Source organism: Streptomyces sp. NPDC001858, from assembly GCF_053594615.1.
In genome coordinates this window covers 101,762-114,160 of sequence record NZ_JBSFEV010000019.1, presented here as the reverse complement: position 1 = coordinate 114,160, position 12,399 = coordinate 101,762, and the positions used below count along the sequence as shown (strand labels likewise).

The 12,399-nt window shown below is 71.9% G+C and carries 11 protein-coding genes and 1 pseudogene; 6 read left to right on the top strand and 6 right to left on the bottom strand.

Features of this window, described 5'->3' with window-relative positions; all coding sequences use genetic code 11:
• Positions 1-24: 24 nt before the first annotated feature.
• A complete protein-coding gene (locus ACWCPF_RS25195; RefSeq protein ID WP_451047335.1) occupies positions 25-882 on the top strand; it encodes a DMT family transporter in 858 nt (285 codons plus the stop codon).
• Positions 883-892: 10 nt separating this feature from the next.
• On the opposite strand, the gene ACWCPF_RS25190 is transcribed toward ACWCPF_RS25195, so the two are convergent.
• Positions 893-1,774 (bottom strand): SGNH/GDSL hydrolase family protein, encoded by an 882-nt coding sequence (locus tag ACWCPF_RS25190; protein WP_451047373.1) that lies wholly within the window; start codon positions 1,772-1,774, stop codon positions 893-895.
• Positions 1,775-1,982: 208 nt separating this feature from the next.
• On the opposite strand from ACWCPF_RS25190, the gene ACWCPF_RS25185 reads away from it, so the two are divergent.
• Entirely contained in the window at positions 1,983-2,831 is an 849-nt protein-coding gene (locus tag ACWCPF_RS25185; RefSeq protein ID WP_451047334.1) for a class I SAM-dependent methyltransferase, read from the top strand.
• Between the two features lie 73 nt (positions 2,832-2,904).
• On the opposite strand, the gene ACWCPF_RS25180 is transcribed toward ACWCPF_RS25185, so the two are convergent.
• The 3 genes from ACWCPF_RS25180 to ACWCPF_RS25170 form a co-directional block, all read right to left on the bottom strand.
• A complete protein-coding gene (locus tag ACWCPF_RS25180; RefSeq protein ID WP_451047333.1) occupies positions 2,905-4,032 on the bottom strand; it encodes an AI-2E family transporter in 1,128 nt (375 codons plus the stop codon).
• A 94-nt stretch (positions 4,033-4,126) separates the two neighbouring features.
• Complete coding sequence (locus ACWCPF_RS25175) at positions 4,127-4,927, bottom strand: Tat pathway signal sequence domain protein (protein WP_451047332.1); 801 nt, start codon at positions 4,925-4,927, stop codon at positions 4,127-4,129.
• Positions 4,928-5,105: 178 nt separating this feature from the next.
• The gene (locus ACWCPF_RS25170; RefSeq protein WP_451047331.1) at positions 5,106-7,439 is read right to left on the bottom strand and encodes a glycosyl hydrolase family 95 catalytic domain-containing protein; all 2,334 of its coding nucleotides are present in this window, start codon (positions 7,437-7,439) and stop codon (positions 5,106-5,108) included.
• A gap of 223 nt (positions 7,440-7,662) precedes the next feature.
• On the opposite strand from ACWCPF_RS25170, the pseudogene ACWCPF_RS25165 reads away from it, so the two are divergent.
• Positions 7,663-8,082: pseudogene (locus tag ACWCPF_RS25165) on the top strand (IS200/IS605 family accessory protein TnpB-related protein); the annotation flags it as partial.
• On the opposite strand, the gene ACWCPF_RS25160 reads toward ACWCPF_RS25165, so the two are convergent.
• Positions 8,007-8,615: a TetR/AcrR family transcriptional regulator gene (locus ACWCPF_RS25160; RefSeq protein ID WP_451047330.1), complete on the bottom strand. Its 609-nt coding sequence runs from the start codon at positions 8,613-8,615 to the stop codon at positions 8,007-8,009. The pseudogene ACWCPF_RS25165 and the gene ACWCPF_RS25160 sit on opposite strands and share 76 nt — an antisense overlap.
• A 232-nt stretch (positions 8,616-8,847) precedes the next feature.
• On the opposite strand from ACWCPF_RS25160, the gene ACWCPF_RS25155 reads away from it, so the two are divergent.
• The gene (locus ACWCPF_RS25155; protein WP_451047329.1) at positions 8,848-9,816 is read left to right on the top strand and encodes an alpha/beta hydrolase family protein; all 969 of its coding nucleotides are present in this window, start codon (positions 8,848-8,850) and stop codon (positions 9,814-9,816) included.
• A gap of 39 nt (positions 9,817-9,855) precedes the next feature.
• Here ACWCPF_RS25155 and ACWCPF_RS25150 read toward each other — a convergent pair whose 3' ends face one another.
• Positions 9,856-10,278 carry a VOC family protein gene (locus ACWCPF_RS25150; protein WP_451047328.1) on the bottom strand — a complete coding sequence of 141 codons (423 nt, stop codon included), beginning with the start codon at positions 10,276-10,278 and terminating at the stop codon, positions 9,856-9,858.
• 203 nt (positions 10,279-10,481) lie between these two features.
• Here ACWCPF_RS25150 and ACWCPF_RS25145 point away from each other — a divergent pair, with 203 nt between their 5' ends.
• Together ACWCPF_RS25145 and ACWCPF_RS25140 are read left to right on the top strand one after the other, a co-directional pair.
• The gene (locus tag ACWCPF_RS25145; protein WP_451047327.1) at positions 10,482-11,183 is read left to right on the top strand and encodes a TetR/AcrR family transcriptional regulator; all 702 of its coding nucleotides are present in this window, start codon (positions 10,482-10,484) and stop codon (positions 11,181-11,183) included.
• A 146-nt stretch (positions 11,184-11,329) separates the two neighbouring features.
• Entirely contained in the window at positions 11,330-12,319 is a 990-nt protein-coding gene (locus ACWCPF_RS25140) for an NAD(P)-dependent alcohol dehydrogenase (protein ID WP_451047326.1), read from the top strand.
• Positions 12,320-12,399: the final 80 nt, after the last annotated feature.

The following is a 12,399-nucleotide window of genomic DNA, read 5'->3' as shown; positions in this document are numbered from 1 at the left end:
GCGAAAGCGGGGCATGGTGGAGTCATGATCGTGCTCGCCGTGGTCTTCGCCGTCCTGGGCGCCGCCAGCAACGCGGTGGGCACGGCCTTCCAGCGCAAGGCCGCCGCCACGGTGGCGCGGGGCGGCGGAGTGCGGCTGCTGCTCGCCCTCGCACGGCGGCCCGCCTGGGCGATCGGCATCGCGGGCGTCATGGGCGCCGCGGTGTTCCAGGCCCTGGCCCTGATCAACGGACCCATGGCCCTGGTCCAGCCCGTCTTCATCCTCGAACTTCCGTTCGCCCTGCTGGTGGCGGTGCCCCTGCTGCACCGCCGGCTGTCGGCGGACGCCTGGTGGGCCGTCGGGGCCGTGGTGGCCGGACTCGCTCTGCTCCTGGCCGCGGCGGCCCCCTCCGGCGACCGGCACCAGGCCGCCATGGACCGATGGATCCCGGTCCTGGCCATCGTCGTGGCGGCGATGGCCGGCGCGGTCCTCCTGGCCCGCTCCGCGTCCTCGCCGCTGTTCCGGGCGGCCGTGCTGGCGTCGGCCGCGGCGATGGGCAACGCCCTGACGGCGGCACTCCTGAAGTCGGCGACGGACCGCCTGGCCGACGACGGCCTGCCCGCCTTCCTCACCACCTGGCAGACCTACGGCTTCGCGATCACCGGAGTGGCGGCCCTCCTGCTGCTGGAGAACGCGCTGCAGGCCGGCCCCCTGGCCGCCTCCCAGCCCGCGCTGACCATCGGCGACGCGGCGGTGAGCCTCCTGCTCGGCGTCGTGCTCTTCGACGAGCGGGTCCGCACGGGCTGGTGGCTGCTGCCCGAGGCGATCGGCGTCCTCCTCATCCTCTGGGGCGTACTACGGCTGACCCGCGTGGTGCCGAACCTCGCCGACGTCGTCCACTGAAGCCGGACGGTCAGCGGCCGCCGCGCCCATGGGTGAGGCGGTCGAGCACCGCACCCGCCATGGCTTCCTCGCCCTTGGCGTTGGGGTGCGCGGGAGCGGCCGGCGAGGTGGGCTGCAACGGCTCGATCCAGCGCACCGCCGGCGACTTGCACATGTCGTGGCCGATGGTCGGACCGTAGGTGTCGACGTACTCCGCGTGGTTCCAGCGTGCCACCAGCCGCAGCATCAGGTTGAGACGCTTCTCGGTGTCCCGGAGGTAGGGGAAGTCCCCCGTCGCGAACGGCACCGACGGCGCACAGCCGCTGCCGTCGTCGGGCAGCAGGTCCGGATAGCCGACGAGGAGCACCCGGGCGCGCGGGGCCCGGTCGTGCACGGCCTCCAGCACCCGCGCGATCTTGGGCGCGGTCCTGGCGATCGTGACGCTGAGCTCGTCGACGCCCGAGGCGCCGTAGTGGCGCCGGCACGGATCGCCGGCCGGGTCCGTCGCGGCCAGCTTCGCGCAGGTGCCGATGATGGTGCCGAAGCCGACGTCGTTGCCGCCGATCTGCACGGTGACGATGTCGCTGTTGCGGCCCACCGCGTCGAGCTGCGGGCCGTTGGTGCCCTGCGGTTTCCACATCTGCTCGGTCGTCGCCCCGGCGCAACTGACGTCCTTGAACTGGCTCACCCGTGTCCGCGCGGCCACGATCGACGGGTAGTTGTGGTCGGAGCGCGCACAGTCGGCGTCGACCTGGGTGGGGATGAAGGGGCCGGAGGTGTAGGAGTCGCCGAGCGCCACGTACCGGCCGGCGTGGCCCCCGCCGTGCGCCGCGGCGGGCACCGTGGAGGCGGCGACCAGCGCGCAACCCCCCAACGCCGCCAGGAGGGTGACGCCCTTTCGACGGCGGTCCATCCGGCTCGCCGTGCCCACGTTGCCCCGCATCGCGTTCCTCCCCCTTGAACCGACGCCTGACCGACGACGCCGTCACATACGGCCGTTGTACCGTTCGAGGGGCCTGTATACCGCCGGGTAGGTCGCCGGGGCCAGAGCCGGGAGCGTACCGGTTCGCCGAGGGCTCGAAACCGGCGGCGACTCGGCCGATTCACGGAGTGGAGCCGAGATGCCCGACGGATGGCAGTGGGACCGCACCCTGTTCCGGGGCAGCGCGGCCTACTACGAGCGCGGCCGGCTCCCCTACGCCCCGCGCTTCGCCGAGACCCTGGCGACGGCCCTCGGACTGGACGGCCGGGGCAGACTCCTCGACGTCGGCTGCGGCCCGGGCATCGTGCTGCTCCCGATGGCGCGGTTCGTCGCCGAGGCGGTCGGCGTCGACCCGGACGAGGACATGCTCGCCGCGGCCGGGCGAGCGGCCGCACGGCGCGGGGTGACCAACGCCCGGTGGGTGGCCGCCCGCGCCGAGGACCTGCCGACCGGGCTGGGCGAGTTCGATGCCGTGGTGTTCGCCCAGTCCTTCCACTGGACGGACCGCGATCGCGTCGCCGCCACCGTGCTGGAGATGCTCGCGCCGGGCGGCGCGTTCGTCCACATCAGCGACCTGAAGGACCCGCCCGCCGACCCGCGTCCGCTGCCCGCGCCCGAACCCCCGTACGACCGGATCCGCGTTCTGGTGCGCGCCTACCTCGGGCCGGTGCGCCGAGCGGGGCAGGGCACTCTCGCGCACGGCACGCCGGACCGGGAGGACCTCGTCATCGCCCGGGCGGGCTTCGGGCCCGTCGAGCGGCACGTGGTGCCTGCCGGGGAGGTCGTGGAGCGCACCGCGGACGACATCGTCGCGTGGACGTTCTCCCGATCCGACTCCGCGCCGCACCTGTTCGGCGACAGGCTCGCTGACTTCGAGCGCGAGCTGCGCGCACTGCTGCGCAAGGCGGCCGCCCCCGGGAGCGGCTTCGCGGAGCGACTCCCGGCGACGGAGATCAGGATCTGGCGCAAACCACAGAACCGAGCCTGACGAAACCTGGCCGCAGAGCATCACCACCGACGGGCTCGTCCACCGCAAGCAGGCGCGAGGGGTGTCGTCGGCTTCAGGACGTAGTGTCCTGCTGCCGCAGTGCCTGGCGGACCGACCACACCACGGCCACGAGGGGCACGGCCACGACCGCTCCGATCACGCCGGCCGCGACCGCTCCGCCGGTGACCGACAGGGCGACCACCACCGGATGCAGCCGGACGGCCCAGCTCATCACGATCGGGTGCAGCAGATGGCCCTCGATCTGACCGATGATCACGATCAGCGCCACGACCACCGCGGCGGTGAGCGCCCCCTTCGACGCGAGCGCGACGACGGCCGCGACGGAGAGCGCGATGGGCGAGCCGATCAGCGGGATGAACGCGGCGGTGAATTCCAGCAGCGCCAGCGGCACGGCGAGCGGGACGCCCAGCAGGGACAGCGCGATGCCGACGAGGATCGCGTTGGTGGCGGCGACCAGCAGGATGCCGTGGGTGTAGCCGGTGAAGGTCCGCCAGGCGGTCCGGCCCGCGAGCGCCACCCGGTCCTGGGCCGGCGGCGGCAGCTGGTCGCAGAACCAGCGCCACTGCCGGTCGCCGGAGTGGGTGAAGAAGACCGAGCAGAACAGGGCGAGGGCGAGGACGGTCAGCACTTCGAGCAGTCTGCCGGCGCCGCTCAGCGCGGTGCTGATGACGGTGGAGCGGTGGCTGGAGAGCAGCCGGCCGATACGGGACTGGATGTCGTCCAGCGCGCCCGGCTCCAGCCGGAAGGGCGGCTCCTCCAGCCGGTGCTCGATCCGGTCGAACCCCGAGACGAACTCCCGCTCGAGCCCGGTCCGCTGTCCGGCGACGGTCTCGCCCACCAGGGCCAGACCGCCGAGGACGACGACGATCCCCCCGACGAGCGCCACCGCGACCGCGAGCGGCCGCGGCAGGACCCGCGAGAGCAGGTCGGCCAGGGGCTTCAGCACGGCCGTGACGACGAGACCGAGAAACACCGCGACGGCGATGCGATGGAACTGTCCCAGCACGGAGAACGCGGCCTGGACGACGACGCCGACCACCAGGATGCGCCAGGCGTATGCGGCGGCGCCGCGCAGCGTGCGCGGCACGCCGGTCTGCGTACGGCCGAACTGCGTACGGCCGGTCGGCGCGCCGCCGGTCCGTCCGGGCGGCGACGCGGGCGGGTCGGAGTGGGGGGACATGCCCCTCTTCGTTCCACCCGCGGCCCGGCGGCCCACGCGGACGGCCCCGGATTCCCCCGAAGGCCTGGCGGACGCCCGGACCGGGTCCGGCTCCTCAGACGAGCTGGTAGCCGCGCAGGTTGGTGAGCAGCAGATAGCAGTCCTGAAGGGACCCGGAGGTGTCGCCGAGCGAGCGGTAGATGCCCCACTTCGGGCGCACCCGGTCGGCGAGGAAGGTGTCGACGCCGGTCTTCGAGGCGTCGACGACGGTGGTCGAGCCGCTCTTGAGGATCCAGCGCACCGAGCCGGCCGTGCCGTTGCCGACCTTGATCTGGAAGTCGACGTCGGTCCATTTGTCGTGCAGCGGAGCGAGGTCGGTGCGGCCCACCAGGATGTCCTGCTCGAACAGCTTGAGCTCGATGGTCTGCACCCCGTTCACCCGGCGCAGCGACTGCACGACGATCGGCGAGGTGCCGGTGCCCGGCTGCTTCATCTGCATGATGTGCGTGAAGGTGGTGGTCGCCTTGAGGGAGCTGGGGATGTACATCGAGTAGGTGACCCGCCAGGTCTGCCCCGAGGTCCACTTGAGGTAGTCGCTGCCGCTGCCGTTGCGCAGTCCGGTGACCTCCTGGCGCTGCCGGTCGGTGGAGGTGTCCCGGTCGCCCATGTGCATGTTGAAACGCCAGTTGTTGCCGGTCGCGAAGATGTGCGGCTGACCCGATGTGTGGGAGTCGGCGCGGTCGTCCTCGATGCTCTCGAAGGCGCCGAGGCCGACGCTGCTCGCCGACGGCGCCCACTTCTGCTGCCAGGAGGCGGCGTACGCGGTGCCGGGCAGGCCGCCGACCGCGGCCGCCGCCGTGCCGCCGAGCGCCGCGCCGAGCAGGGTCCTGCGGGACGCGTTGCGGGCTGTGCTCATGAGGGACTCACCTCGTTCTCGGTCATATACATGAACATGGTTCATGCATCAGATTGAGGGGCGTGGAACAGAGTCCCGGCCGGACCGAGCACGGTCAATGGTCCGGACCGATGCGGCCGGATCGCTTTCCGGCCAATCTCCGCGGCGCCGGACGCTTCGCCCGCGCAACCCTCCCGGCTCAGACGGCGGGCAGTCCCCAGCGGGGCGCCTCCTCGGCTGCGGGCACGGGTGCGACGGTCGGGTCGGGGCGGTCGCCCCTGGCGGTGATCAGTGCCGACTCGCCCTTGCGCAGGGGGATTTGAATGGCGCCGTCGCCGGCCTCGGAGTACCGCAGGAGGCGGCCCCGGCGGTCCCGGACGTCGATCGGTCCCGGGATCCCGTGCCGTACGACGCAGTCGGCGCCCGCCTCGCTGACCAGCCGCACCCAGCGAGTGGCGCCGCCCTCGCGGCGCGCGCTGAGCAGGAACGCGCCCTGGGTGCGGAAGTCGTGCACCGCGAGGTCCGCCCAGGCGGCGGGCAGCGCGGGGAACACCCTGATGACCCCGCCCCAGGACTGGCAGACCATGTCGTGCAGGGATTGCGCCGCCGACAGGGGCGTCTCGATGACCGGGCCCGACTCCTGGTACATGGTGTTGGGCTTGATGAAGCGGGTCATGAGCTCGCCGAGATACCGCAGCGCGTCCTCCCCCTTGCCGAGCAGTGCGGAGATCGAGGCGGCGCCGGTGAACGTGTAGCCCTGGAGGGCCCCCTCGAAGCCCACCCAGTGCGCCAACGACCGCTCGATCAGGGCGCGTTCGTCGGGCGTGCGGCCGGTCACCTCGTACAGCGGGTAGACGGCGAGCAGATGCGAGTAGTGGCGGTGGGACTTCGCGAAGGGGAGGTCCGCCCCGATCCTGAAACCGTTGGCGTCCGTCGGATACGCCGCCCGCTTCGCCAGCACCTCGCGCCAGCGGGGAGCCAACGGGTCCTGCACGCCCAGGAGTTCGGCGGATTCGAGGAGGGTGCGGCAGCCCCAGGTCAGGAGCATCAGGTCGTAGTTGCAGTCGCGGGAGTTGCCGCCGTACTCGGGCGAGAAGGTGGCGGGCAGATGCAGTCTGCCGTCCGGTCCGGGCTCCAGGAAGTGCAGGTAGTAGTTGATCGCCCCGCGGAGGAGCGGGAACAGGACCTCCCGGAGGATCGACCTGTCCATCGTGTGGCGGTAGCTGAGCCAGACATTGTGCAACGCCCAGGTCAGATTGCCGACTTCGGGCGTCGGCGGGTCCTGGCCGGGGATCCCGACGCCGTACCCCATCAGGGTGCTGGCCGCGCCGTTGACCAGCTGGGGGTCGGTGGTACGCGGGATGCCGAGCGAGTCGGTGCGGTACGGCGTCGGCACCTCGGCCGCGAGGCTGTCCCGGAACTCGCTCAACGCCCGGGTGATCGCGTCGAGTTCGAGATGGTTGGAGCCGTGGATGAGCCAGTACTCCAGTTGGGCGTTGAGGTTCCACCAGGTGTTGGGCCAGGGCGTGGGCTCCAGCCAGGGGCCGCTCGTCGCCATCACCGGAGCGTCGCGGCGGGCGGCGGAGGCGGTCTTGTAGAGCTGGATCCAGTAGAAGCGCTGGAGTCGCGCGTCCGGGACGGACAGGAAGCTCTTGCGGTAGTACGCGTGCCACCAGACGCGATGGCCCGCGGCCAGCGCGGAGTAGGGCAGTACGGCCGCGGCTCGGACCGCCTTCAGGGCCCGGTCCAGGGCGGTGCTGCGCGGGAACGAGTGCGCGACGTGCACATACAGCGTCCGCGCCCGGCCCCGGGTCCGTTCCCGCCACGCGGTGACATGCTGTCCGCCCGCCAGCAGCGGCTGCACGGCGGCCGTCACCCCGCCGTGGTCTGCGACCTGTGCCGGCGGGTTGCCGCGGTAGCCGTCCGGCAGCGGCTTGAACGCGGCTCGCGGGCTGATCGCGTCCGCCGGATGGAACACCCAGCGGAAACCGCGCTCGCCCGCGCTCGGCGTCACTTCCACGGCGAGCAGCGATCGGTCGTTGTGCACCAGGGCGCGCAGCGACAGCGTGCCCTTGTCGGTGGTGAGCGTGCCGGTCAACTCGGCGTCGTGCAGCGACAGTCGCCAGTCCAGGCCGGTGATCGCGCCCACCGGCTCCAGGGTGAAGTGGCCGATCGGCAGCCGGGCCAGGCCGAAGAGGGAGCCGAACTCGGGGCGGTGGTCCTGCACTTCGGAGTGCTGGACGTTGAAGCGCACGGCCGTCGGCGCGGCGCCCGGCTCCGTGCTCGGCTCCGCGTAGATTCCGGAGCCGAGCAGGCCGTTGCCGAGGAACGGGCCCTCGTACCAGGTCGTCGGCATCTGCTGCCAGACGAGGTCGGCGTCGTCGAGGACGACCCGCCACGGGTCCTCGCGGGTCGTGGCCGCCTCCGCGCGGTCGGCCGCGCCCGCCTGGCCGGCCGACGGGCCGGTGGCCAACAGCGCGCCGCCCAGGGCGGATCCGGTGGCGAGGACGGTACGTCTGGACGGGTCGGGCACGGTGCCTCCAGGCGGGCTCAATGATTCATCGGAGCTATCCCGCGTTGCAACATAGGGAAGAGGGTGATGTACGTCAATGCACGGTGAGAGATCCGATCTATCGGGCTGGTCAGGGTCATCGGAATGATTCGAGTGATTCGAGTGATCGAAGGGTCCGGGTGTCCAACGGCCGGGCGTGGGCGCGCAGTCGGGCCAGGGCCGCCCGCCACGGCCCGGCGCGGCCCTGGACTTCACCGCGGAGAAGACCCGGGAGAAGCACGGCTGCAGGAAACGCTTCCGGCGGTTGGTCTCCGGCATGCCCACCGCCAAGCTCCGCGCCCGGCTGGTCTCGATGGCCGACCGGACCGGTATCGCGGTCATCGCGGTCGACCCGGCCTGCACCAGCCGGTGGGGTGCCCAGCACTGGCAGAAACCCCTCACCACAACGACTCGTCAGACCACGCGCCATGATGCTGCCGCTGTGGCGATCGGAAGGCGCGCCCAGGGACACCCGATCCGGCGACGGGTAACCAGAACGCCCAACACCGTCCGGGGCGTTCGGCCGAGCATGAGACCTGGCAACAGGACTCACTTCCGCTCAGTCTCCAGAAGCGGTTGGCGTAGTCCCGCGACGAGGAACGCGACCAGTCGGCGTGCGTCGTAGCGGGAGTCGCTGTCGGCGCCGATGCAGAGGTTTCCGATGCCGCGCATCAGTTGGTAGGCGTCGAGGTCGGCGCGGATCTCGCCCGAAGCGGCGGCGGCGTCGAGGAGTTGGGCGCACACCGGCAGGAGCCGGTCGAGGAAGTAGGTGTGCAGCGCCTCGAAGCCGGCGTTGTCCGTCTGCATCGCGGCGGCCAGTCCGTGCTTGGTGACCAGGAAGTCGACGAAGAGGTCGACCCACTTGCCGAGCGCCGCGTGCGGGGTCGGGCCGGCCGCGAGCAGGGCCGGTCCGGCCTCCGCGCAGGCCTCGACCTGGTGACGGTAGACGGCGATGACGAGATCCGCGCGGGTGGGGAAGTGGCGGTAGATCGTGCCCATCCCGACGCCGGCCTCGGCCGCGATGTCGCGCACCGGCGCCTCCACGCCCGAGGTGACGAACACCGCGGCGGCCGCGTCCAGCAGGGTCTGCTGATTGCGCCGGGCGTCCTTGCGCTTGGACCCGGCCGCGCTTCCCGCGTTCTGGCCGCTGTCGTCCACCGCGTTTCTCCTTCTTCCATGACGGCTGCCGAAACCCGAAACTGCTGCCGGCCTTGCGAAGCGGAACAGTGTTCCGTATCGTAAGCGGAGCAAGGTTCCGTTTTGCTCATGATGGCAGACCGCGGGACCGGCGGCCAGGCCGCCCTGCCTCCTGCCCTCTGCCCACGGAACCAAGACCCGAAGAAGCCCGGGAAACCCGGGAAGCCCGACAAACCCAACGGAAGGCACCTCCATGTCCGGCGCCGACACTCCGACCACCCTGACCACCCCGCCTGCCGCGCCCGCCGTGCTCGCCCCGAGCGTGCCGACGACCGTGATCTCGGCGAAGCCCCTCGTCCTGTCCGCCCCGGGCCGCGGCGAGGACCTGCAGGTCCGCGTTTCCGCCCCCGCCACCGGCTCCGACCTGCCCGTCATCGTCTTCTCGCACGGCTTCGGCTGGTCGATGAACGGCTACGCCCCGCTGGCGGACCACTGGGCCGCGCACGGCTTCGTGGTCGTCCAGCCCACCCACCTCGACTCCCGGACGCTCGGCATCCCCGCCGAGGATCCGCGTACGCCGCGGATCTGGCGCATCCGGGTGGAGGACCTCACGCGCGTGCTGGACGGACTCGATGTGCTGGAAGCCGCCGTGCCGGGCCTCGGCGGGCGGGTCGACCGCGAGCGCATCGCGGTGGCCGGCCACTCCTGGGGAGCCCAGACGGCGAGCACACTGCTCGGCGCGCGTGTCCTCGACACCGCCGGAGTGCCCGGCGAGGACATGTCCGACGCTCGCGTCAAGGCGGGCGTGCTGCTCGCCCTGACCGGTCTGGGCGACACCCTCACCCCGTTCGCCGCCGAGCATCTCCCCTTCCTGAAGCCGTCCTTCGAGGGCATGACCGCGCCGGCCCTCATCGTGGCCGGGGACGGTGACCGGTCCCACCTGTCCACGCGCGGCCCGGACTGGTTCACCGACCCCTACACCTGTAGCCCGGGCCCCAAGGGTCTGCTCACCCTGTTCGGCGCGGAGCACTCGCTCGGCGGCATCCCCGGCTACGAGGTCGCCGAGACGACCGACGAGAGTCCCGCGCGCGTCGCCCTGATCCAGCAGCTCAGCACCGCTTTCCTGCGCAGTGCCCTGTACCCCGGCGACGCCGCTTGGAAGACGGCCGCGGCCGCCCTGGACGACGACCCGAAACCGCTGGGGAAGCTGGAGGGCAAGTGACGACGCCGCCCGACGGCCCACTCGGTCTCGGTCTCGGTCTCAGCCCTGTGCCGCGGTGATGTTGACCATCCAGGCGATGCCGAAGCGGTCCGTGCACATGCCGAACACATCGCCCCACATCTGCTTGTCCAGCGGCACCGTCACCGTGCCGTCGGCGGACAGCTTGGCCCAGTAGCCGCGCAGCTCGGCGTCGTCGTCCCCGCTCAGGCTGACGGAGAAGTTGCTGCCGACGGTGAAGTCCATGCCGGGCGGGGTGTCCGCGGCCATCAGGGTGAAGCCGCTCGGGGTCTCCAGCATGCCGTGCATGATCTTGTCCGCGCCGGCCGAGCCCGCGGCGTCGGCCTGGCCGAAGTCGCCGTAGGTGTTCAGCGACAGGGTGCCGCCGAAGACCTCCTTGTAGAGCTCCAGCGCCTGCCGGGCCTCGCCGGCGAAGGTGATGTAGGGGTTGAGTCGCGAAGCCATGGAATCCTCCTGAAAGCGGCAGCGGGTCGGTCCTGCGGACCTTAGCCGGGGGCACTGACAACGGCCCCGGGACGGTTCCGGCCGCGTCGGCTCCGTCCCCCATATGACCGACGCGAGGCGTCGAACTCATCGGTGGTCACGGACGTTGTACCTTCGTCGACGGAAACGAGGGTGGGCTCCGGGGCCTGCCCGCACGGAAGGGGATGGTGGAGATAGCCACGCAGGTCGGCGCCGCCGCGCAGCCCCGCGCGCCGTTGAGCAGGCAGCGGGTGCTGAGCGCCGCCGTCGCCCTGGCCGACGAAGGCGGAGTCGACGCGCTCAGCATGCGCAGGATCGCGCAGGCGCTCGGTGTCGTGCCCATGGCGCTGTACAAGCATGTGGCGAACAAGAACGAGCTGCTGGACGGCATGATCGACGTCCTCGTCGGCGAGATCGACCCGCCGGTCGGCGACGCCGACTGGAAGACCGCCGTCCGACTGCGGGTGCTGTCGGCCCGCCGCATGCTGCTGCGCCACCCGTGGGCGTCCGAGGTGATCGAGTCGCGGATGAAGACGCGGGCCGCCCCGACGCCCGCGCTCCTCGCGTATCTGGACTCGATGATCGGGATCTTCCGGGCCGGGGGGTTCTCGATCGACCTGGTCCATCACGCCATGCACGTCATGGGGAGCCGACTGCTCGGCTTCTCGCAGGAGTTGTTCGAGGACAGCTCCGACCGCGCGCCGGATCCGGACGCGCTGCCGCCCGAGGAGATGGCCGCGCGCTATCCCCACATCACCGAACTGGCCATGGCGGTCGCACATGACGAGGAGTCCGTGGTCGGCTCGGGCTGCGACGACCAGTTCGAGTTCGAGTTCGCGCTGGACCTGACCCTGGACGGCCTGGAACGGCTCCGCCGCGCGACCTGATCCGACCTGATCCGACCTGATCCACCGGTCCGTCCTCTTTTCTCTTCGGCCCTTGACGGGTGTACGGCGTACACCTACCGTGCGATGGAGGGTGTACGCCGTACACCTTCGGTCGTGATCACGAGGTGACGGGGAGACGAGAACTGATGAAGGCGATCGTTCAGGAGCGGTTCGGTCCGCCGGACACACTGCGGCTCGCGGAGACCGACCGGCCGCAGGCCGGGGCCGGCCAGGTGCTGGTCCGGGTGCATGCCGCCGCCCTCAACCCCTACGACTGGCACATGCTGCGCGGTGACCCGTATGCCGCGCGGCTGATGGGAGGAATGGGGCTGGCCCGGCCGAAATGCCGGGTGGCCGGGATCGACGCGGCCGGGCGGGTGGAGGCGGTCGGCGCCGATGTGCGCGGGCTCGAGCCCGGCGACGAGGTGCTGGGCTTCTGCCCGGGCTCGTTCGCCGAGTACGCGCTCACCAGCGCGGACCTGCTGGTGCGCAAGCCCGCCGGGCTGACCTTCGAGCAGGCCGCGGCCGTGCCGATGGGGGCGGTGACCGCCCTGCGCGGCATCCGGACCGTGGGGCGGACGGAGGCCGGGCAGCGGGTGCTGGTCAACGGGGCCGCCGGTGGCGTCGGCACGTTCGCCGTGCAGATCGCCGTGGCCCTCGGCGCGGAGGTCACGGGGGTGTGCAGCGCTCGCAACGCCGACCTGGTCGCCGCACTGGGCGCGGCGCACGTCGTCGACTACGCCCAGGAGGACTTCACCGACGGCCGCGTGCGCTATGACGTGATCCTGGACAACGTCGGTAACCGCCCGCTGGGCCGGCTGCGCCGGGCGCTCACCCCGAACGGGACCCTGGTGGCCAACGGCGGCGGCTCGCCCGGCCATGTCTTCGGAGCGGTGGGCTCCATGCTGCGGCTGGTCGCGGCCGACGCGTTCGCCCGGCAGCGGCTCCGCCCTATCCTTCCGTCGGCCCCGGCCGGGCCCACCCACGAGGACCTGCTCGCCGTCACCGCGCTCATCGAGGCCGGCACGCTCGCCCCCGTGGTCGACCGGACCTACCCCCTGGCCGACACCGCCGAAGGCGTCCGCCATGTGGAGCGGGGCCACGCCCGCGGCAAGGCCGTCATCACGGTGGCGTGAGGGTGAGCGCTCCGCTGGGAGCGCCGCGATGCGCGATCGTTCGGCTGCGGCCCCGTCGTGGCCGGTCGCGCCCGCGCGGC